The organism is Vibrio pectenicida (assembly GCA_024347015.1).
Lineage (GTDB): Bacteria > Pseudomonadota > Gammaproteobacteria > Enterobacterales > Vibrionaceae > Vibrio > Vibrio pectenicida.
Genome location: AP024889.1, coordinates 2859077 through 2880517, shown reverse-complemented (window position 1 = coordinate 2880517; position 21441 = coordinate 2859077). Strand labels below are relative to the sequence as shown.

25 protein-coding genes are annotated in these 21441 nt (G+C 41.0%); 11 read left to right on the top strand and 14 right to left on the bottom strand.

Going from position 1 to position 21441, the window contains the following annotated elements; all coding sequences use genetic code 11:
• Window position 1: 1 nt before the first annotated feature.
• From lptA to OCV27_RS13170, 5 genes are read right to left on the bottom strand one after another with little or no spacing between them, the layout of a single operon-like run.
• A complete protein-coding gene (gene lptA, locus OCV27_RS13190) occupies window positions 2-499 on the bottom strand; it encodes a lipopolysaccharide transport periplasmic protein LptA (protein WP_125319954.1) in 498 nt (165 codons plus the stop codon).
• Entirely contained in the window at window positions 480-1043 is a 564-nt protein-coding gene (gene lptC / locus OCV27_RS13185) for an LPS export ABC transporter periplasmic protein LptC (protein WP_125319953.1), read from the bottom strand. The genes lptA and lptC overlap by 20 nt, the downstream gene beginning before the upstream one ends.
• Window positions 1040-1597 (bottom strand): 3-deoxy-manno-octulosonate-8-phosphatase KdsC, encoded by a 558-nt coding sequence (gene kdsC, locus OCV27_RS13180; RefSeq protein WP_125319952.1) that lies wholly within the window; start codon window positions 1595-1597, stop codon window positions 1040-1042. Before kdsC ends, lptC begins: the two co-directional genes overlap by 4 nt.
• On the bottom strand, window positions 1597-2562 hold the full coding sequence (locus OCV27_RS13175) for a KpsF/GutQ family sugar-phosphate isomerase (RefSeq protein ID WP_125319951.1): 966 nt from the start codon (window positions 2560-2562) through the stop codon (window positions 1597-1599). Before OCV27_RS13175 ends, kdsC begins: the two co-directional genes overlap by 1 nt.
• A 26-nt stretch (window positions 2563-2588) precedes the next feature.
• A complete protein-coding gene (locus OCV27_RS13170; RefSeq protein ID WP_125319950.1) occupies window positions 2589-3560 on the bottom strand; it encodes a calcium/sodium antiporter in 972 nt (323 codons plus the stop codon).
• A gap of 235 nt (window positions 3561-3795) precedes the next feature.
• Here OCV27_RS13170 and mlaF point away from each other — a divergent pair, with 235 nt between their 5' ends.
• The 8 genes from mlaF (at window position 3796) to OCV27_RS13130 (ending at window position 9222) form a co-directional block, all read left to right on the top strand.
• Window positions 3796-4599 (top strand): phospholipid ABC transporter ATP-binding protein MlaF, encoded by an 804-nt coding sequence (gene mlaF, locus OCV27_RS13165; RefSeq protein ID WP_125319949.1) that lies wholly within the window; start codon window positions 3796-3798, stop codon window positions 4597-4599.
• Window positions 4589-5380 carry a lipid asymmetry maintenance ABC transporter permease subunit MlaE gene (gene mlaE, locus OCV27_RS13160; protein WP_125319948.1) on the top strand — a complete coding sequence of 264 codons (792 nt, stop codon included), beginning with the start codon at window positions 4589-4591 and terminating at the stop codon, window positions 5378-5380. The genes mlaF and mlaE overlap by 11 nt, the downstream gene beginning before the upstream one ends.
• A 2-nt stretch (window positions 5381-5382) precedes the next feature.
• The gene (mlaD, locus tag OCV27_RS13155; RefSeq protein ID WP_125319947.1) at window positions 5383-5877 is read left to right on the top strand and encodes an outer membrane lipid asymmetry maintenance protein MlaD; all 495 of its coding nucleotides are present in this window, start codon (window positions 5383-5385) and stop codon (window positions 5875-5877) included.
• Window positions 5878-5879: 2 nt separating this feature from the next.
• A complete protein-coding gene (gene mlaC / locus OCV27_RS13150) occupies window positions 5880-6521 on the top strand; it encodes a phospholipid-binding protein MlaC (protein WP_125319946.1) in 642 nt (213 codons plus the stop codon).
• Window positions 6518-6826 (top strand): STAS domain-containing protein, encoded by a 309-nt coding sequence (locus tag OCV27_RS13145; RefSeq protein ID WP_125319945.1) that lies wholly within the window; start codon window positions 6518-6520, stop codon window positions 6824-6826. The genes mlaC and OCV27_RS13145 overlap by 4 nt, the downstream gene beginning before the upstream one ends.
• Window positions 6827-6839: 13 nt before the next feature.
• Window positions 6840-7094 carry a BolA family iron metabolism protein IbaG gene (gene ibaG / locus OCV27_RS13140; RefSeq protein WP_125319944.1) on the top strand — a complete coding sequence of 85 codons (255 nt, stop codon included), beginning with the start codon at window positions 6840-6842 and terminating at the stop codon, window positions 7092-7094.
• A gap of 9 nt (window positions 7095-7103) precedes the next feature.
• Window positions 7104-8369 (top strand): UDP-N-acetylglucosamine 1-carboxyvinyltransferase, encoded by a 1266-nt coding sequence (gene murA / locus OCV27_RS13135; RefSeq protein WP_125319962.1) that lies wholly within the window; start codon window positions 7104-7106, stop codon window positions 8367-8369.
• A gap of 112 nt (window positions 8370-8481) precedes the next feature.
• Window positions 8482-9222 (top strand): 1-acylglycerol-3-phosphate O-acyltransferase, encoded by a 741-nt coding sequence (locus tag OCV27_RS13130; protein WP_125319943.1) that lies wholly within the window; start codon window positions 8482-8484, stop codon window positions 9220-9222.
• 65 nt (window positions 9223-9287) lie between these two features.
• On the opposite strand, the gene arcA is transcribed toward OCV27_RS13130, so the two are convergent.
• Complete coding sequence (arcA, locus tag OCV27_RS13125) at window positions 9288-10508, bottom strand: arginine deiminase (protein WP_125319942.1); 1221 nt, start codon at window positions 10506-10508, stop codon at window positions 9288-9290.
• A 564-nt stretch (window positions 10509-11072) separates the two neighbouring features.
• On the opposite strand from arcA, the gene rraB reads away from it, so the two are divergent.
• Window positions 11073-11483 (top strand): ribonuclease E inhibitor RraB, encoded by a 411-nt coding sequence (gene rraB / locus OCV27_RS13120; protein WP_125319941.1) that lies wholly within the window; start codon window positions 11073-11075, stop codon window positions 11481-11483.
• A 142-nt stretch (window positions 11484-11625) separates the two neighbouring features.
• Window positions 11626-12426, top strand: a complete 801-nt coding sequence (locus OCV27_RS13115) for a glycosyl hydrolase 2 galactose-binding domain-containing protein (RefSeq protein ID WP_125319940.1) — start codon at window positions 11626-11628, stop codon at window positions 12424-12426.
• A gap of 2 nt (window positions 12427-12428) precedes the next feature.
• On the opposite strand, the gene OCV27_RS13110 is transcribed toward OCV27_RS13115, so the two are convergent.
• The 5 genes from OCV27_RS13110 to argR all read right to left on the bottom strand — a co-directional run bounded on the left by OCV27_RS13110 (window position 12429) and on the right by argR (window position 18051).
• Window positions 12429-12821: a DUF2061 domain-containing protein gene (locus OCV27_RS13110; protein WP_125319939.1), complete on the bottom strand. Its 393-nt coding sequence runs from the start codon at window positions 12819-12821 to the stop codon at window positions 12429-12431.
• A gap of 144 nt (window positions 12822-12965) precedes the next feature.
• The gene (locus tag OCV27_RS13105; protein WP_125319938.1) at window positions 12966-13403 is read right to left on the bottom strand and encodes a universal stress protein; all 438 of its coding nucleotides are present in this window, start codon (window positions 13401-13403) and stop codon (window positions 12966-12968) included.
• Window positions 13404-13489: 86 nt separating this feature from the next.
• The gene (locus tag OCV27_RS13100; RefSeq protein WP_125319937.1) at window positions 13490-16078 is read right to left on the bottom strand and encodes a TRAP transporter permease; all 2589 of its coding nucleotides are present in this window, start codon (window positions 16076-16078) and stop codon (window positions 13490-13492) included.
• A 201-nt stretch (window positions 16079-16279) separates the two neighbouring features.
• On the bottom strand, window positions 16280-17248 hold the full coding sequence (locus tag OCV27_RS13095) for a TAXI family TRAP transporter solute-binding subunit (RefSeq protein WP_125319936.1): 969 nt from the start codon (window positions 17246-17248) through the stop codon (window positions 16280-16282).
• 332 nt (window positions 17249-17580) lie between these two features.
• Window positions 17581-18051, bottom strand: a complete 471-nt coding sequence (argR, locus tag OCV27_RS13090; RefSeq protein WP_125319934.1) for a transcriptional regulator ArgR — start codon at window positions 18049-18051, stop codon at window positions 17581-17583.
• A gap of 329 nt (window positions 18052-18380) precedes the next feature.
• Here argR and mdh point away from each other — a divergent pair, with 329 nt between their 5' ends.
• Window positions 18381-19313: a malate dehydrogenase gene (gene mdh / locus OCV27_RS13085; RefSeq protein WP_125319933.1), complete on the top strand. Its 933-nt coding sequence runs from the start codon at window positions 18381-18383 to the stop codon at window positions 19311-19313.
• Between the two features lie 58 nt (window positions 19314-19371).
• Here the strand turns inward: mdh and OCV27_RS13080 are convergent, their stop codons facing one another.
• The 3 genes from OCV27_RS13080 to pyrB form a co-directional block, all read right to left on the bottom strand.
• A complete protein-coding gene (locus OCV27_RS13080; protein WP_125319932.1) occupies window positions 19372-19761 on the bottom strand; it encodes a RidA family protein in 390 nt (129 codons plus the stop codon).
• A gap of 129 nt (window positions 19762-19890) precedes the next feature.
• A complete protein-coding gene (gene pyrI, locus OCV27_RS13075) occupies window positions 19891-20352 on the bottom strand; it encodes an aspartate carbamoyltransferase regulatory subunit (RefSeq protein ID WP_125319931.1) in 462 nt (153 codons plus the stop codon).
• A 14-nt stretch (window positions 20353-20366) separates the two neighbouring features.
• Window positions 20367-21296, bottom strand: a complete 930-nt coding sequence (pyrB, locus tag OCV27_RS13070) for an aspartate carbamoyltransferase (RefSeq protein ID WP_125319930.1) — start codon at window positions 21294-21296, stop codon at window positions 20367-20369.
• Between the last annotated feature and the right edge of the window lie 145 nt (window positions 21297-21441).

Genomic DNA, 21441 nt, shown 5'->3' with positions numbered 1-21441 from the left:
GTTACTCTTGGATCGTTTGTGGCTGAAGGATTGTTTTCACACGTTCGCCAGTTTGGTTGCCATCTGCGATAAGTTTTTGAGAAGAAATCTTGTAGCGAATTTTTTTGCTATGAATTTCACTGTCATCTTGAGAAAGCATTGCTTTTTCTATCATTATTAACTCATCTCTAACGACTTTGTAGTAAAGCTCTTTTGCTTCGCCATAGAGTGTTTTACCATCATCGGTGAGCTGGGAGAAAGTGGCGAGATCGCCGTATCCCTCAATCTCTTGAATTGAGCCATCTTTGGAATTTCTGGTGACGATAACTTTATCAGCGGTGATGTTGATACTGCCTTGCTTAAGTGTGACGTCTCCAATGAAAGTAGCTTTATGACTTTGCATATCAAGCTGCTGAGTCGCAGAGTCGATATATGCTGGCTGATCAAGGTCGGTAGACAGCGCTAGCGCTGGCCCGGAAATCAGTAAAAAAGAAATTAGACTAAGGTGTGACAGTTTCATATCTACTTTTTACATTATTATATAGGGTTGCGTTGTTCTCGGCAAAATTGCCTTTCATAGCTTGACCTACGGTTTCAAATTGTGGGCCAATCAGAGTCACTTGGTTGTCTGCCCAAAAATCACGATTATCTAACTGAATACTGAGCATATCCGTAGACATAGTATCGAAACCAGATTCGGGTAGTAAGTTTTTTGCTAGGACATTCTCATAGAGAGTCAGTACATGGTCTTTATCAAGAACCCCGCGCTCAGCGGTCACCTGCCACTCTTGTGTCGAACCTTCTTTGTACACTTTTAATACAGGGTGATCAAAAATAGTATCACCGCTTTTGGAGAAGTGATCGAGTTTAACAGAAGTAATGACATAACTGCGAATTCCTTGTTCGTTATAAGATGTATTTATTAAATCTTCGCCACTAAACATAGGTAACTCAGTGCTTGGCTCAACTTGAATATCATAACCCTGACTTCTCTCTACTAGGTAGTATGTTGACCAAGAGATAACAAATGCCAGTATCAGGTAACCGATACGGGAGAAACTCATATACTTAAACCTTTGTAGACATCAAGCTCATTACGGGACTGTAAAATAAGGTCACAAACCTCTCGAACTGCGCCGTGACCACCTGGTGTGTGAGTCACATAGTTTGCACGCTGAGCTAGTAGTGGATGTCCGTCTGCAACACATACTTTTAATGCAACCTTTTCCATCACAGGCCAATCAATGAGATCATCACCGATATAACCAGTATGTTCTGGTGCAATATTTAATTTGCCACATATATCATTGTATGCTGTTAATTTGTCTTCCTGACCTTGGTATAATAATGAGATACCAAGAGCATTCATACGGTTTTCTACAATGCGTGATTTTCGTCCGGTGATAATCGCGAATTCAACCCCTGATTTCATTAGGGATTTAACACCATAACCATCTCTTGTATGAAAGGTTTTTAGTTCTTCCCCATTATTACCCATGTAAATGAGCCCGTCAGAAAATACACCATCTACATCGCATATCAATAGTTTAATCTTTTGGGCAACATTAAATGTATTTTGTTCCACTGGTTTATATAGAGTTTTAATCATTGTTGACATTATATCACCCCAGCCTTTAATAAATCATGCATGTTTAATGCGCCCACGACCTTATCCTTGTCACATAAAATAAGGCCATTGATGGATTTATTTTGCATCAAATTTAATCCTTCAGCGGCAAGAATATCGGGATTAGCTGTAGTCGGGTTAGTTGTCATAACATCACCGATTTGGGCACTATGTATATCAATACGCTTATCAAGTATCCGACGGAGATCGCCATCAGTGAAAATACCCACAAGCCTTTGATCTTTATCTACAACGGCGGCCATTCCTAGGCCTTTCTGGCTAATCACTAGTAAAGCATCTCTGATAAGTGTTTGAGGATTCACTAGAGGCAGAGCATCACCAGTATGCATAACGTCAGCAAGCTTAAGCAGCAGTTTGCGACCTAAAGATCCTCCTGGGTGAGATAAAGCAAAATCTTCAGCTGTAAATCCACGCGCTTGAAGTAAAGCGACCGCTAAAGCATCTCCCATAACTAAAGTTGCTGTTGTGCTTGCAGTAGGAGCTAGACCCAAAGGGCAAGCTTCTTTAGGGACTGTTATTTGTAAATGATAATCTGATAGTTTGGCCATGTTTGAGGATGGCTTACCTGTCATGCTGATGATTTTAATGTTAAGCCGTTTGAGTACCGGGAATAAAGCTAGGATTTCCGGAGACTCCCCAGAGTTTGAAATTGCAAGGAGAATGTCACCAGCTTTAATCATGCCGAGATCGCCATGAGCTGCCTCACCAGGGTGAACAAAAAATGCAGAGGTACCTGTACTAGCTAGAGTTGCGGCAATCTTTTTTCCAATATGACCTGATTTACCCATGCCCATGACAGCTATCTTGCCGCCATGATTAGAGATAATCAGTTCACAGGCATGAATAAAATCTTGGTTTACATATTGGTCTAGCTGCTCAAGGGCCTCTATTTCGGTTCTCAAGACTGCAATAGCAGCCGAGCGAAAATCAAACATGTCAAACTCCCAGCGAATAAAGAAAATTAAGCGGTCATGTTAAGGATTAAATATCCTTGGTATGAAATAAAGCAGAAAAACAGTACAGCACCTTCAATGCGGTTTACACTTCGCGACTTACCCAGCGCCATTGCAACCAATAGAAGAGAAACCCCTAACATTATCCAAAAGTCTCTTCCCATTGCATATTGGCTAATAATGGATGGATTCAAAATGCCAGGAATTCCCATTACTGCGAGAATGTTGAAAACATTTGAACCAATGATATTACCAACAGCCATATCGTCTTCACCCTTCATTACTCCAGCCAATGATGCTGCAAGTTCCGGTAAACTTGTTCCTACGGCAATAATGGTTAGCCCGATAACAAGATCGCTCATGCCAAAATATTGTGCAATATAGACTGCATTTTTAACTAAGGTATCTGCAGCGATAGGCAAGATGATTAACCCAATGATTACCCACATAGCTGCTTTGCTATTACTGACACCTTTGGGAACTTCTGATTCTTGTTCTTCAAGTAATGGATCGGGTTGGCCACTTTTTTGCTCTTTTCGGCTAATACGCAACATAGCTATAATAAATGCGGCAAATAGAACAAAAAGTAGTACACCTTCGTAGAACCCTAAATGGCTGTCCCATAACACAACACCAGCAAGTATCGTGACCCCAATCATAAGAGGTAATTCTCTGCGTAAAACTGCGGAGCTAATAGAAAGCGGTTTCACCATTGCCGTAATGCCGAGAATTAATGCTATATTGGCGATATTTGACCCCAATACGTTACCGACTGCTGTATCTGTTTTTCCGCTTAATGCGGCGGTTGCTGAAACCATCATTTCTGGGGCTGAAGACCCCATGGCTAGGATAGTCATACCAATCACTAAAGGTGAAATACCGATATTTCGTGCTAGTGCGGCTGCGCCAAATACGAGTTTATCAGCACTCCAAACTAAAAAGATTAACCCAACAACCAGAAACGCAATCGCTTCAAACATGATGATCCTTAACTTAGTGGACAAAGGGGCAAGTTTAACTCTCAATTTTGACGGTTTAGGCTAAAAAAGGGAAGTAATTAATTGTTCACCAATTAAATTGGCAGCCTTTATCAGCTATGGTAATGAAAATGAACTTATTTAGTAAAATGTTGACCATAATAAATCGAACAGTGCTTCAAATTTTCACACAATGTGCTTATGATTGCCGACTCAAAGCGCTAAGTCAGGGTATACCATGTCTTCTTTAGATCTTGTGACCATTAAAAACTTAACTTTTTCACGTGGCAAAAGGCTGATATTTGACGATGTCAGTTTGCATGTTCCTCGCGGTAAAGTGACCGCAATTATGGGACCGTCAGGAATAGGTAAAACTACCTTATTGCGTCTGATTGGTGGCCAACTATACCCAGAACAGGGAGAAGTATGGTTTGATGGCGAGAATATTCCAGCTCTAAATCGTAAACGATTGTATAAAGAACGTAAGAAAATGAGTATGTTGTTCCAATCTGGAGCATTGTTTACCGATCTAAACGTCTTTGATAACGTTGCTTTCCCACTGCGTGAGCATACTAGCTTAAATGAAGAACTGATACGCACCTTAGTACTATTGAAACTTGAAGCTGTTGGTTTACGAGGTGCTGCGCAATTAATGCCGAGTGAATTATCTGGTGGTATGGCGCGAAGAGCAGCGCTGGCACGTGCAATCGCACTTGATCCAGAACTTATTATGTTTGATGAGCCTTTTGTCGGGCAAGACCCGATTACAATGGGAGTCTTGGTTGAACTAATACGTAATTTAAACCAAGCGTTGGGTGTGACCTCCATCGTTGTCTCTCACGATGTTCCTGAGGTGATGAGTATTGCAGATTGGGTCTATATTTTAGCGAATGGGAAAATTATTGCTAATGGAACTCCTGATGAATTGCGAGCTAACCCTGATCCGCAAGTTCAACAATTTCTTCTAGGGGATGCGGATGGGCCAGTACCGTTTCGCTACCCAGCACAACCTCTCGCTAAGGAGCTTTTTGATGGTATCTGACTTGGCAAATTTTATTGCCTCTACTGGTCGCAACGTATTAAACACATGTGAGTCTATTGGGCGCGCGAGTTTAATGCTCTTCGGAGCCCTTGCATCAAGACCTCGTCCAATTAAAAACCTCCCTTTATTGATGAAACAATTGTACAGCGTTGGTGTTCAGTCCTTAATTATTATTGTCTTGTCTGGCCTATTTATTGGCATGGTATTGAGCCTTCAAGGATACATTATTCTTGTTGATTTTGGTGCAGAAGGAGCCCTTGGCCAAATGGTCGCTTTGTCATTATTGCGTGAGTTGGGCCCAGTCGTAACCGCTTTACTCTTTGCTGGAAGAGCAGGTTCAGCTTTAACAGCTGAAATTGGTTTAATGAAGGCAACAGAGCAGTTATCGAGTATGGAAATGATGGCTGTTGACCCATTAAAACGAGTAATAGCACCACGTTTTTGGGCAGGAGTGGTATCTATGCCTATGCTAGTGATGATTTTTATGGCAGTTGGTATTTGGGGAGGCCAACTGGTAGGTGTTGACTGGAAAGGTATCGATCACGGTAGCTTTTGGTCTGCGATGCAATCATCTGTGGAGCTTGGACAAGATATAGGTAATAGCCTGATTAAAAGTCTGGTATTTGCTATCACTGTGACTTGGATAGCGTTATTTAATGGGTATGATGCAATTCCAACTTCGGAAGGCATAAGTCGAGCCACGACACGTACCGTCGTACACTCTTCATTGGCAGTACTTGGTTTAGACTTTGTACTGACTGCATTGATGTTTGGGAACTAAGTATGCAACAAACTAGAAAGATTGAATTATGGGTTGGCACATTTGTTATTGCTGGAATTTGCGCGATTTTGGTGATGATTTTTCAAGTGGCTGACGTAAAGGGATTGGGTTCGAATAATACTTACGCTTTAAAAGCAGAGTTCGATAATATAGGAAGCCTAAAAGTACGTTCACCGGTTAAAGTCGGAGGTGTGGTAGTAGGGCGCGTTACTGATATTGGCTTGAATAAGGAGAACCTTCTTCCTGTCGTGACCATTGCAATCAACGCAGAGTATGATGAGTTTCCTGATACTTCGAGTGTCAAGATATTAACGTCAGGTTTAATTGGAGAGCAATACATAGGCTTAACTCCTGGGTTTGTTTTTGATGATGAGCAGATGTTAGTTGATGGTAATTACATTGAAGATACCAAGTCAGCATTGGTATTAGAAGACTTAATTGGTCAAGTTTTGTATAGCGTTGGTGGTGGCGATTCGGGTAAAAAAGAAGAGGAATAATAATGTTTAAGAAGTTAGTAATGGCTGTAGCTATTTTTGCTATGGCGCTGACAGCTTCTGCAGCTGAAGTCGATAAAACACAGCCCTATCAGATGATGAAACAGGTGTCTGAGCAGGCCTTTGATCGATTAAAATTAGAGCAGGATAAAATCCAAAAGAATCCCGATTATCTAAAAGTGATCGTTGAAGAAGAACTGATGCCCTATATCAATGAAAAATATGCGGCATTAAAATTATTAGGCCCAAACTTGAAGGGGGCAAAAAGAGAGGATGTAGGTAAGTTTATCGTCTCATTTCGTGCCTACTTAGTTAGCTCTTATGCTCAGGTTCTAACTCAATACACTAATCAGGAAATAAATTTTGGCCCAGAATCTAAAATAGACCCAAGTAAGACGATTACGGGTGTTAAAGTTGACATTATTGATTCTCCAAGGCCAAACATTAAGCTTGAGTTTAAATTGAGAAAAGATAAAAAAACCGGTGAATGGCAGGCATTCGATATTATTGCTGAGGGTATAAGTTTACTCTCTAGTAAACAGTCAGAATGGAGTAGTCAATTGCGTCAAGACGGCATTTTAGTTGTTGCGAAAGATCTTGAAGATTTGGCTGCGCGACCTATTCGCTTTGAGAGTAAAGAAAAATGAACTCAGATCAGTGGCTAAGGATATCTGATGATGAATATCAGGTGTTAGGAGTTTTAGATAGAGAATCAGTACCTGAACTTTGGGGGGCTTTGTCTCAGTGGAATCCCAGTAATTCGGTTATTGAGCTGAGCTTAGAGAAAGTAGAGCGAGTGGACTCCGCAGGCATGGTGATGTTAATTCATTTAATAGAACATGCAAAAATAAAAAACTGTCATATAATGCTTAGTTTCGTGCCTAAACAACTGCTAACTTTATTTCAGTTGAGTAATGTCGAAGAGTGTATAAACGGGCATATAAAGAATTAAATAGGGGTAAGTGGTGGATAGTGCCAAAGTACAGCAAATTTTAGAGCAAGCACTGAGTTTGGAAGAACTTCACGTGAAGGGAGAAGGCAGCCACTATGAAGTGGTTGCTGTTGATGCGTGTTTCGATGGAATGAGTCGTGTGAAAAAACAGCAATTAATTTATGCTCCGCTAATGGAATATATCCAAAGAAATGATATCCACGCCCTTTCTATCAAAGCCTATTCTCCTGAGGAATGGGCTCGTGATAAGAAGTTGATGTCACTATAAGGGTCAATGATGGATAAGTTTCGAGTATTAGGATCCAAGCAACCACTGAGTGGTGAAGTGACAATCTCAGGTGCAAAAAATGCTGCATTGCCGATTTTATTCGCTTCCATTTTGGCACAAGAGCCAGTTGAAGTAGCAAACGTTCCTCACCTACGCGATATTGACACTACAATGGCGCTGCTAAAGCGTTTGGGCGCTAAGGTTGAGCGTAATGGGTCTGTACATGTGGATCCTAGTAATATCAATGAGTTCTGTGCTCCTTATGAGCTGGTCAAAACGATGCGCGCGTCGATTTGGGCCTTGGGACCTTTAGTTGCACGCTTTGGCCAGGGGCAAGTCTCTTTGCCAGGAGGCTGTGCGATTGGTGCGAGACCTGTTGATCTTCATATTCATGGCCTTGAACAGTTGGGTGCCACAATTGTATTGGAAGACGGATATGTTAAGGCAAGTGTAGACGGTCGATTGAAAGGCGCTCATATTGTAATGGATAAAGTCAGTGTTGGCGCAACGATTACAATTATGTGCGCGGCAACGTTAGCAGAAGGTATCACTGTGCTCGACAACGCAGCGCGTGAACCTGAAATTGTCGATACTGCGGATTTTCTCAATAAGCTTGGGGCTAAAATTTCTGGTTCAGGTACAGACACTATTACTATTGAAGGCGTTGAATCTCTTGGTGGTGGTCAACATGCTGTTGTCTCGGATAGGATAGAAACAGGCACATTTCTTGTGGCAGCTGCGGTATCTGGTGGCAAAGTAGTGTGCCGTAATACCAAAGCACATTTGCTCGAAGCTGTACTTGCAAAGCTTGAAGAAGCAGGAGCTCAAGTTGAAACAGGAGACGATTGGGTTTCTGTTGATATGCGTGAGCGTGAGTTAAAGGCTGTTACAGTACGCACAGCGCCACACCCTGGCTTTCCAACTGATATGCAGGCTCAATTTACTCTGCTGAATATGATGGCTCAAGGTGGTGGAGTGATTACAGAAACTATCTTTGAAAACCGTTTCATGCATGTGCCTGAGTTGATGCGAATGGGTGCTAAAGCTGAAATTGAGGGAAATACCGTCATTTGTGGTGATGTTGCAGAGTTAAGTGGTGCTCAAGTAATGGCTACTGACTTACGCGCTTCAGCGAGCTTAGTCATTGCTGGTTGTATTGCTCAGGGTGAAACGATTGTTGATCGTATTTATCATATCGATCGTGGTTACGATAAGATAGAAGATAAGTTATCTCTCCTTGGTGCAAACATAGAACGCTTTAGCGACTCATACTGATTACAGTTCGAATAGCTAAGCCGAAACGGGAGTTTCGGCTTTTTTATGAAGATAAGATCAGTTAAAGTCATGGGCAAATATTACTGACTATTTTGTTGTTGGAGAACAACTAATGATTGCTCTATTACGTGTATTAGCCATCGCGATTTTTGCCATTTTTATGTTTGTATTTGGATGTGGATATTGTTTGCTTAGTCCAAGAAATCCGAAACACGTTTTTACTTTTGGGCGTCTATTTAGCAAGATGTCTCGTGTATTCGGTATTACATTAGAGTTGCGAATACCTAATGATGCGTATCATAGCGGGCAGAATGTCTATATCGCTAACCATCAAAATAATTGGGATTTGTTTACTATTTCTTCAGCGGTGACGCCTAAAGTGGTGACTGTAGGGAAGAAAAGCTTAGCTTGGATGCCTTTGTTTGGGCAGTTGTACTGGTTAACAGGTAACATACTGATTGACAGAGCAAACCGTTCAAAAGCCAAAAGTACTATAGATCAAGTAGTTGATAATATGAATATGAGTGAAGTCTCTGTATGGATGTTTCCTGAAGGTACTCGATCTCGTGGACGGGGTCTATTATCTTTCAAAACAGGCGCGTTTCATGCGGCTGTTGGTGCTAAGGTTCCTGTAATTCCTATTGTGTGTAGCTCAACATACGGCCTTAAACTAAATCGCTGGAACAACGGCCATGTTATTGTTGAAATGTTATCCCCTATAAGTTCAGATGATTTCAATAAAGGGAATATCCGAGAATATGCCAATCTTTGCCATCAGCAGATGAAAGACAAGTTACAAGCGCTAGATGAAGAAGTTGTTATTCTTAATCACAAAGCAGGTGTAAAAGATTGATGGTGTGTATTTAGGTTAAAAAAGGGGGGAAGCATAGCTTCCCCCCTTTTTTAATCAGAGTTCACTTAGATATTATCTCGCTCAATAGGGCAGCTCATGCAACGAGCACCACCCCGTCCACGACCAAGCTCGTTACCGGGAATAGTTAACACTTTAATGCCTGCTTTGTCATACTTTTCATTAGTGTAAACGTTACGCTCATAGCCAATAACTACACCGGGTTTTACAGTCAAGACATTGTTAGCATCATTCCATTGCTCACGTTCTGCTTCGTAGTTATCACCACCGGTTGTAATGATCTTAAGATAATCGACAGCTAACGCTTGCTCAATAGCGTGGGTATAGCTAGGGACCTGCTCCACTGTCATTTCATTATTACCTTTTGGAGTGAGCTTCCAAGTGTCTAGATCTTTGCGCATAATTTCAGGGTACACAGAGAAGGTATCAATATCTATGTGTGTCATAACCGTATCTAAGTGCATACAAGATCGATGTTTAGGCAGATCAATAGCAATGACTTGTTTCGCTTGGCCATTACGGAATAGATTTGCAGCCAAGTTCTCAACCCCTTGAGGTGTTGTGCGTTCAGACATGCCTACCAATACAGCGCCTTTGCCGATGACAAGTACATCACCTCCTTCTATATTGGCATTATCATAGTGCAGATCTTCATCACCAAAATATTTAATGAAATCCTGTCCTGCGAATACAGGGTGCCAGCGATAAATGGCTCTTAAATGATTTGTTTCACGTTGTCTTGCTGGTTTCATCATAGGGTTTAGGGAAACCCCCCCATAAATCCAACATGAGGTATCACGGGTGAATAGATGATTAGGCAGTGGCTCAATTACAAAATCTAGCGGGCGATGCATTTTAGGTAGCATTGACGAGGAATGAATTGGCAATTCTGAATATGCCAAACCACCGAGTAACACAGTTGCTAGATGTTCGTTGTCCATATCAGATAGGTAATGGCGGAGATCTCTGGCAAAAGTAGGGCCGTAACGAAAATCAGAAATCTGAGTATCCAACAACCACTCTTTTGCATCTTTAACTGATAGGGTTTCTACTAACAAGTCGTGAAGAAGTAAAACCTCAACACCCTGATTGGTAAGAGTTTTTGCAAACTGGTCATGCTCTTCTCCCGCAGCTTCTACGGCAAGAACATCGTCAAACAGTAGTTCATGGCAGTTTGAAGGTGTAAGGTGGGTTAATGCCCGTTCTGGACGAGCTAACATCACACGCCTCAACTGGCCCACTTCTGAACCTACGTATAACTTACTCATTTTGCATCCTTACAATAATTTTCATCTTCTATTTATGACAAGCTTGTTATAAAGATGCAAGTGTATTTATCGGAGTCAATAACTGGTTTTGTGTTTTTTTTTGGTTTTTGATGCTTATCATCTTGGTTTTTGCGGATTATTTATCCAATCTAAGTTATGTGAGTATGAGTTGTTATAATGCGTCACTATTCGTTATTCTTTAGTGTGATGGCTGACAAATTAAAAATGATTTAAGCATAGCTATTCAGGGTTTGAGTGACAATTGTCTATAAGGTACATTTATATTCAGTTATGGTGATAATGGACATATGCACTAATAAAAAATAAAAACTCAGTCGAGGTGATTATATCGATTAGTACGTGGTGGCAGATAATTCTGAATATCTCGGATGATAAAAAAATGTTAATTCTGCCTTTTTACGAGCCTTTTCTGTTCATATCTTAGTTTTTATCACCAATCTAGTCGCCAGTACAAGGTTATTGCGGGTAGTAATTTGGCTGGATCCATGCGATATTCCTGTGCATTAAATTAAGATCAATATTGTCACTATCTGGAGCCGACTTATGTCTCATGAAGACGAATATCTATCAGTTGAAGAATTAATTGAGATTCAAAAGGAGGAAACTCGCGATATCATTCAAGCTTTACTTGAGGATGGAAGCGAGCCAGATGCATTGTATGCCATTGAACATCATCTATTCGCCGAAAGTTTTGAGACGTTAGAAAAAGCGGTTGTTGAAGCCTTCAAAATGGGCTTTGAGGTTCTAGAAGCTGAAGAAACTGAAGATGAAGATGGTAATAAGCTGCTTTGTTGTGACGCGACTATGGAGTCAGCACTCAATGCAGAAGCAATTGATAGCCAAGTAGAAAAGTTGATTCACCTAGCTGAAAAATATGACATTATTTATGATGGGTGGGGGACCTACTATGAGGGTGAAGATGCAATATATCCCGAAGAGGATGGTGAGGAGTAATCCTTTTAGGAAGCTATAGTGATAACCAGCGTAAGTGCTGGTTTTCCATATATGATTTTACGAGATCTCAAGTCTTTTCCAATACACAATTTTCTTATAATTTCGGCTGTTTTTTTGTAAATAAGATGAGTTTTAAGAGCGCATGCAATTATCACTTGCCGGCTTATGGCAACTTTCTCCACTGACAGACCTCTCTATACTTCAAGATGATATACGCTTTCCAGCGCCGCTCAGTGACAAGCTGCCCAGTTCTCTTTCTGAAGAGCAAATTGTAGAGCAGGAGTGGCACTTGATGCATGACATTGAGGTGAATGAAGTCATGATGGCGTATCCATCGGTTGATTTGGTGCTCGGAGGTATTGACTATCATGCTGAAGTTCGACTCAATGGCATTGCCCTATTTGATTGCGATGGATCTCAAGCTGAGTATAAAAAAGATATTCGACCTCACATGCAACTTGGTCGTAACCGATTTGAAATATTGTTGATTAAAGAAGATGATGATCTGTTATTCGAAGAGGATAAACTGGATATTTGTTCGCTTGGCGAGAAAGCATACCAAAAATTTGATTCAAGGGTTGGGATCTGGAAAGAGCCATACCTGCAATTTATTCGACATGTGCGCCTTGAACATGTAGTGACAGAACAGATCTGGCACCATGGTGGTGGTTGTGAGTTTATGGTTGTTTTACATTACAAAACCTATTCACCAGGTCTACTATCAGCCTTGGTTAAATTTAATGGAATGACATATCAATTACCGATCGATGTGCGAAATAACCATGTTAGTGCGCTATTTCAGGTCGAAGCCCCGATCTACTTTAACGCCCACCATCCCGATCCAAACGATCTTTACCCTCTGGAAGTAACACTGGATGGTCAGACGAAAAAGCTTTCAATTGGACTTAGTGACGATCTATGTGTGACTCACTTCCCTATCTAGATTTAAGCTTGTACGGTTTGTTTAGAACCTAAAAGGTTTTGTCTTCGTTGCCATACACGCTCATGGAAATAGTAGGCAAGAGTATTAATACTTGGTTCGATAGCAGCCATTAAACCACCAACTAACCAACTACCTGACAGTATATAAACAACACTAAACGCGACACTGAAATGGACAATAGCGAAGCTAGAGGTTTTTAGCCCTGTTGCATTGCCATACCTTTTTAAATAAGGAACAACTTGCCAAACGCGTTCGTGGAAATAGAAAGCCACAGTATTGACCATGGGTTCTATCATCGCAATCAGACTGCCGATAAGTATATCACCAGTTAATATATACGCGACACTAAAGGCGACGGTGAAATGAATTGAGGCAAAAGTTAATGTCTTTTTCATGAGATGATCCAGTCATTGGTTTCGATAGGATCATTATTGATAATTATTCGCATTATTTAAAATTGATTAAAACTATTTAATCAATTGTTATTAACTATTAAAAAGGCGCAAATAGTGCGCCAGATATTAATTTTGACAATATATTTAGCCTTGTGGTTTAACCACGAGAACGTTAATTGGTGAGTTCTCAACAACTTTGCTGGCTACTGAACCTAACATCACTTTATCTAACTTAGATCGCTTATGACTTGGCATTACTATCAATTCGGCGCGAACTTTTTTGGCGCAGTCTAGGATGGAAGTATAAGGTTTACCTTCAATTACATGTGTTTGGTATGCAATGTGTGCTGGTATATGTTTTTGGGCAAATGATTGAAGTTGTTTTTCAACATCTTGTTTCATTTTTGCTGCAGCATCTTTTGGGAAGTAGGTGGCGACCATAGACATATGAATACCTGGCAATACATTAAGCAGATGAAGCTCTGCTTTAGAATGTTCCGCATGCCAAAGCGCAATTTCGAGCGCCTTATCTGAAAAACCACCATCGTTTAAATCGACAGGAACAAGTATATGTTTGTACATAGGGTGCTCTCTCATATAAACCGAGCAAACAATTAGCTTGCTCGGTGTAAGTGTAATCTCACTTATTATGATGAAGTGAAGTACGTTTAACTCGTTTTTAGATCAAGAGCTTCATTTCGCACTCGCCGTTTTTGGTTTAATCCCAAACCGATAAGCAGCAGCAGAGCTGGGATAAATACCCACTCTTTCATAGGGCGATCTGCTGCTGTGATGACAGAACGAACTTCCCAGTCAAAGTCTATTCCTGCGGCTTCCGCTGGGCTGCCAAATTCAACCATATCTATTAAGACTCGATCATTGACTTGTTTTAATAGTAGCCCCATAGAGCTAATACGGTCATCTGCCGATTTAGCTTGCTCATCAAAAGGTAGGCGTACTGTTTTGGTGATGAAATTACCCTCAAGGTTTTCTCCTGCGACCGAAAGTTCGAGATCTTGTCCAACAGGAAGACTTTTAGCAATTATCTCGATGTCAGTACCAGGATGAATCTCCTTAGATGGATAAATTTGGTCCCACCAATAACCTGGGCGGAAGAAGGTGAAAGTGAGTAGTAGTAATAATAGAGTTTCCCACCATTTATTCTTAGTAAACCACCAGCCTTGGGTTGCTGCGGAGAAGACAAGCATGGCTGCAATAGATGACATGATAGTCAATAATAAATGCCACCATGTATCAATACCAATCAGAAGTAATTGAGTATTGAAAATAAACATAAATGGTAAAATGGCGGTACGGATATCGTAAGTGAACCCTTGGATACCTGTCTTGATTGGGTCAGATTTTGCGATGGCGGCGGCGGCAAAGGCAGCGAGTCCAACAGGTGGAGTATCATCCGCTAAAATACCGAAATAAAACACAAATAGGTGTACAGCAATAAGTGGAATAATTAAGCCACTTTGAGCCCCTAATGTGACGATAACTGGTGCCATAAGGGTTGATACGACTATGTAGTTTGCAGTGGTGGGCAGTCCCATACCTAGGATTAAGCTTATTACTGCAGTGAAAAGTAACATCAGAATGATATTTCCACCAGATATGAACTCGACAAAATCTGTCATAACTAAGCCAATACCTGTTAACGTAACAACGCCTACTACGATACCAGCGGCAGCAGTGGCAACGCTGATGCCAATCATGTTGCGAGCTCCTGAGACCAGACTCTCTAACAAATCTTTAAATCCAGCGCTAGCTTCAGTTACAACATTACCTTGCTTCGATATGAATGACATAAGAGGGCGTTGAGTTATGATAATAAAGATCATAAATACGGTTGCCCAAAATGCTGATAGACCTGGTGAGAAACGTTCTACTGTTAGGCACCAAACTAATACAACAATCGGTAATATGTAGTGAAGGCCTGATTTTATAGTTGGAACTGGATCGGGTACTTCGGTGAGTTCTGCATTAATATCGAGATTGCCTTCCTTGGAGTGTTTCGCCGAAACGCTAATTAGCATAACGTATGATAGGAGCAATGCGAATATGACGATTGGGGTTGCGGCATCTCCAAATACATCTTTAGTCCATCCCACCCCGTAATAAACCGCAGCGCTGAGGATACAGAGACCCAAAATTGTACCAGTAAAAGATAATAGACTTTGAACGATAGTTGGAGTGTGTCGGCGCGGAAGACCTTTCATACCTGCTTTACATGCTTCTAAGTGCACAATATATATAAGTGCAATATATGAGATTAATGCAGGTAGGATAGCGGCTTTGATAACTTCAACGTAGGAGATACCGATATACTCTACCATAAGAAATGCCGCTGCCCCCATAATTGGAGGAGTAAGCTGTCCGTTAGTAGAAGCGGCAACTTCGACAGCTCCTGCTTTTGTACCTGGAAAGCCCACTCGTTTCATTAGCGGGATGGTGAATGTACCGGTTGTTACGACATTCGCTATCGAAGATCCTGAGACTATGCCAGATAAACCTGAAGCAACAACCGCAGCTTTTGCAGGTCCACCTCTCATATGTCCAAGTAAAGAGAAAGCGACTTTAATAAAATAGGCACCCGCACCCGCACGTTCTAACATGGCGCCAAATAGTACGAATAGAAATACAAATGATGAGGATACACCGAGTGCTACACCAAATACCCCTTCGGTCGTTAGCCACAAATGAGACATAGCCTTATTTAGACTTGCCCCTTTATGTGCAATAACGTCTGGCATATGAGGTCCGCCAAAGGTATAAAACAAAAAGACTGCTGCAACGACCATAAGGGGAGGTCCAAGAGCTCGGCGAGTAGCTTCAAGTAGTAAAACCATTCCAATCACAGCGACAACAATGTCCAATGTAGTTGGAGCTCCAGAACGTTCAGCAAGTTGAGTATAAAAAATATAGATATATCCAGCAGAGAAACTGCTGGTTAAAGCCAGAAGCCAGTCTATAGCAGGAATTTTGTTTCGAGGGGAGCTCCTCATCGCTGGATAGGCAGTAAAGGCTAAGAATATCGCGAACATCAAATGTATTGAGCGTGCTTCAGTGTCATTGAGTACACCAAAGTTAAAGATGAAGGGTAGCGGAGATGCGTACCAGAGTTGGAATAATGACCAACATAAAGGTGTCAACCATAGAATGCGCGCCGAAATTCCTTCAGGATATCGTGCTCCAGTGTCAGCTTGAGCTACCATTTCTTGCACATCTTTAGTCGGAGAAGTGGTCTTCGACATGTACTTAATCCTTATTATATAGCCTGTCTTTTTATGATTATTAGGGGTTTATTGGGTATTTATCTAAGTGTAATAACCAATATTGGTTTAGGTAATAATAAAGAGGAGCTTCAAAAAAAATGAAACTCCTCTTTATGAGGCAAGTGCCAATGCATAAAATGTCGTTGCCCAAAACACTAGCCTTTCAGGTAAATAAAGTTGTTACTTCAGTAAACCAACTTCTTTGTAGTATTTTACGGCACCTGGATGAAGAGGGATTGAGAGACCAGCTTTAACCATCTCCTCTTTTTTCAGGTTTGCAAAAGCAGGGTGTAAACGCTTGAACGTATCAAAGTTTTCAAATACTGATTTTGCAACATTATATGCAACGTCATCAGATACGTCTGAAGTTGTCACCATAGTTGCTGCAACGCCAAAACTATTTACATCTTGATCTGTTCCACGATACATGCCAGCAGGTACTGTACTAAAGGCATAATATGGATTATCAGTAACAATTTTATCGATCTTAGGACCTGTTACAGAAATAAGTTTTGCATCACAAGAAGTAGTAGCCTCTTTGATTGAACCATTCGGGTGTCCGACGACGTAAACGAACGCATCAATTTTGTTGTCACACAGAGCTTGTGAACGTTCAGAACCTTTCAATTCAGAAGCAAGCTTAAAGCTATCTTTGGTCCAACCCATAGCTTCCATCACTACGCCCATAGTTGCTCGGTCACCAGAACCAGGGTTACCTATATTGACGCGCTTGCCTTTTAGATCGGAGATATTTTCAATTTTAGAATCCGAACGTGCAATGATGTTAAAAGGTTCAGTGTGTAAAGAGAACACTGCACGTAATTTCTTATATGGGCCTTGTTCAGAGAACTTACTTGTTCCATTGTACCCATGATATTGCCAGTCAGATTGAACGATACCAAAGTCAAGTTCACCTGCTCGGATTGTATTGACGTTGTATATGGATCCGCCAGTAGATTCAACAGAACAGCGAATGTTGTGCTCTTTACGACCTTTGTTAACTAGCTTACAAATTGCACCACCTGTTGGATAATAAACTCCTGTTACAGAACCAGTACCAATAGTAATAAACTCTTGAGCGTTAACTGCGCCAGCTCCTATCACTGCTGCTGCAATTGCACCAACTTTAACTAATTTGTTAAATGCCATGAATTTCCCTTCTTTTATACATTATTTGTCCTGCGGTAGGTTTATATACCGTGGAAGTTTTCTAGTCACGAAAACAGCACCTTTTCCAATCCGTATGTTGAAAAAGTGGCTGAATAATACCAAAAAACTTGTATACATTTATACAATTGTTAAAAAATATGATGTGTTTATATTTTTATCACCCGATGTATCTGGTTTGGTTGATTGTGATTTTTATTTTACAATCAATCTCTTATTATTATTAGCGGCTAAATATAGATTTTTCCAATATGTGATTTAAGTCACTCAGATGATACTCCGCTGCAACTCATAGGCACATGTTATATCTATTGTTAGCCTGTATATTCGAATAATTCGCAAACGGAGCTAAATAGTTGTTCAGTGGTGATATTTAGTGTTGGCGTGATAAAGATAGTGTCGTCACCAGCGACGACGCCAAGAATACCTTCAGACTTACCTAGTGAGTCTAGAAGGCGAGCAATCAGTTGAGCAGCGCCCGGTCCGGTATGAATGACGACCAGTGCTGCATTATGGTCAATATCCAGAACAAGTTCACGTAGCGAGCTGGATACTGTTGGAACACCTAATTCTGCGGGCAAACAATAAACCATTTCCATTTTTGCATTACGTGTACGTACTGCACCAAACTTGGTTAGCATACGGGAAACTTTGGACTGGTTTATATTTTCAAAACCTTCATTTTTAAGGGCTTCAACAATATCACCTTGTGAACCAAAACGTTCTTCCTTGAGTAGCGCTTTGAAGGCTCGCACGAGATTATCTTGTTTTTCAGAATGGCGCATGATTTTTCCAGCCGTAGTTATTATTGTCATTAATTGCATATTCTCGCATAGATATTCATAATTCACCAATGTTACACCTAAAATCTGTCTTACATATCACTGTAAACTTGAGAGTTATACTGTGTTTCTATTTGAACTCCATCTTGTTATTTATGTCTCATATATCAGCCATAAATGCTTGTACCAAGCAGGTTATAACTGAGTTGCGCAAGGTCGCAAAGCTGAGGTTAATTGATTGTAATCAGTATTTGGTTGCTATAGTTTTGGACAGCATTTATTTCAAAGCATCTCAATACTTATAAAGAGATCCCATCCCAAGGAGAACTACGATGAAAGTAGCCGTTATTGGTGCCGCTGGTGGCATCGGTCAAGCCTTAGCCCTTTTACTGAAAAACAATCTTCCAGCAGGCTCAGATCTTGCCCTGTATGATATCGCTCCGGTAACGCCTGGTGTTGCAGCTGATCTAAGTCATATCCCTACTCCGGTCTCCATCAAGGGATATGCTGGTGAAGATCCAACTCCAGCACTTGAAGGTGCTGATGTTGTTCTTATCTCTGCCGGTGTTGCCCGTAAACCAGGTATGGATCGTGCTGACTTGTTTAACGTAAATGCAGGTATTGTTAAAGCGCTTGCTGAGAAAATTGCTAAAGTATGTCCTAAAGCTTTGGTTGGTATTATCACTAACCCAGTTAACACTACTGTACCAATTGCTGCGGAAGTGCTCAAGAAAGCAGGTGTTTATGATAAACGCCGCTTGTTCGGTGTAACAACATTAGACGTCATTCGTTCAGAAACATTTGTTGCTGAGTTAAAAGGCAAGTCACCAAGTGAAGTTAATGTTCCTGTAATTGGTGGTCACTCTGGTGTGACTATTTTGCCCCTTCTTTCTCAGGTGAAGGGTATTGAGTTTACATCTGAAGAAGTTAAAGCATTAACTAAACGTATTCAGAATGCTGGCACAGAGGTAGTTGAAGCCAAAGCTGGTGGTGGTTCTGCGACGCTTTCCATGGGTCAAGCTGCTTGTCGATTTGGTCTTTCACTCGTTAAAGCTATTCAGGGTGAAGAAGTTATTGATTATGCTTATGTTGAGGGTAATGGTGAGCATGCGCCATTTTTTGCGCAACCAGTTAAACTAGGCAAAAATGGTGTGGAAGAAGTACTTAGTTACGGTGAACTAAGTGCGTTTGAAAAAGATGCACTTGATGGAATGCTTGATACACTTAATGGTGATATTAAAATTGGCGTTGACTTCGCACAGTAAGTAAGCGCAATTTTAACCGTAAAGGCCGACAAATCGTCGGCTTTTTTGTATTTATAGCTTACTGACGAATTGCAATCGCTTCAATTTCAATACCTACATCTTTTGGTAGGCGAGCAACTTCAACGCACGATCGCGCTGGATAGTTAGCGACATTATGGTCATCGAAGAATTTACCGTATACTTCATTTACTGTGCCGAAGTCATTAAGATCTTTAACAAATACAGTCATTTTCACTATGTTAGAAACTGATAAGCCTGAAGCTTGTACAACCGCTTTAACGTTGTTTAAAGATTGGAGAGCTTGTTCGGCAATACTAGCAGAAACTTCACCATTTTCAGGGTTTATAGGTATTTGGCCAGAAGTTAGCACCATATTGCCTAAATCTACACCTTGGATATATGGGCCAATAGCAGCTGGAGCAGAATCTGTATGAAGTACTTTAGTCATTATTATATTCCATCTGTGGAGGGTTGAATCTAGTTAGATAAACTTAGTTTGCCGTGAAAGCATCGCGGCGTAAAGAAAAATCCCTGCCAGAGAAAACAGGGATGTGAAGTAATTACTAAGACAAATAGATTAACGTTCAGTAACTATCTCTCGAGAAAATACCTTCTCGCAATATTTGCACTTTAGGCGGATTGCATCTTTCTTTTCAAATACTTTGAAGCTGCTTTCTACAGGCTCATCATGAGTAATGCAGTTACTATTAGGGCATTCAAATACGTTATTGATTTGTTCGGGTAAATCGAGTGCTAATTTCTTAACCACCTTATAGTTTTCAATTTGGTTAACAGTGGCGTGGGGAGCGTAAAGGGCCAACTTATTGGCTTGGTCTTCACTAATAAACACATTTTCGATCTTAAGTAGGTCTTTGTGACCAAGTGCTGACGAAGGTAAGTTTAATCCTATGGTGACTCGCTGCTCTGACTTATGCATTGAGAAAAGTTTGAGGACCTTGATACCAATCTGAGCTGGTATGTGGTCGATAACCGTGCCATTTTTAATTGCTTCAACCTGCAATTGAGTTTCTTTAGCCATGATAGTTCTCCCGATTACAGTCGTTGGTTAAGTACAAGAGCAAGCAAAGCTTCGCGAGCATAAACTCCGTTTTCCGCTTGCTCAAAATAATAGGCATGAGGGGTTTTATCAACATCTACTGTGATTTCATCTACACGTGGTAGAGGGTGGAGAACTTTTAGGTTGCTGCGTGCTCCTTCCAATAACTCAGCTGTAAGAATATAAGCTGATTTAATATGCGCGTACTCGGATTCATCAAAGCGCTCTTTTTGCACTCGAGTCATATACAAAATATCCAGCTCAGGAATAACACTCTCCATATCTGTATGCATGCTATATTGAATCCCAGCTTCATCCAGTTCATCGCAAATATAATCGGGCATTGCCAATGCTTCAGGCGCAATAAAGTAGAATCGAACATGGCTGAATTTTGCTAGAGCTTGAGTAAGAGAGTGAACGGTACGGCCATATTTCAGATCGCCGACAAAGGCAACACTGAGACTGTCTAACCTACCTTGAGTCTCGGCAATCGAGAATAAATCAAGCAGAGTTTGAGTTGGGTGTTGATTTGCACCGTCACCGGCATTAATCACGGGTACGCCATTTGAAAACTCAGAGGCTAAGCGGGCAGCTCCTTCTTGAGGGTGACGCATTACAAAAGCATCAACATAAGAGGAAATAATTTGCACAGAATCCGAAAGGGTTTCGCCTTTTTTGGCTAGCGATGTATTACCACCATTATCAAAACCAATAACACTGCCGCCTATGCGCTGTATGGCACTCTCAAACGAAAGACGAGTTCGGGTCGATGGCTCAAAGAAGCAGCTTGCGACAACTTTGTTTTTGATAAGTGCCGGGTTTGGCTCTGCTTTGAGTTGACCTGCGGTTTTGACAATCAGTTCCAGTTCTTCACGAGAAAGTTCTGGTATGGAGATAATGTGCTTGTTGTAAAGCGTATTGGTCATAATCATCGTCCCATCTACATGTTAGGCAATAAAAAAGCCTCCCTATAGGGAGGCTTTAAAAATCGGCGGAAATAGCAAAAAACCGGACCAGTAAGTATTTTGGCTTACCCTAAGTAAATTACTTTGTTGAGCACCTTTACGTGGC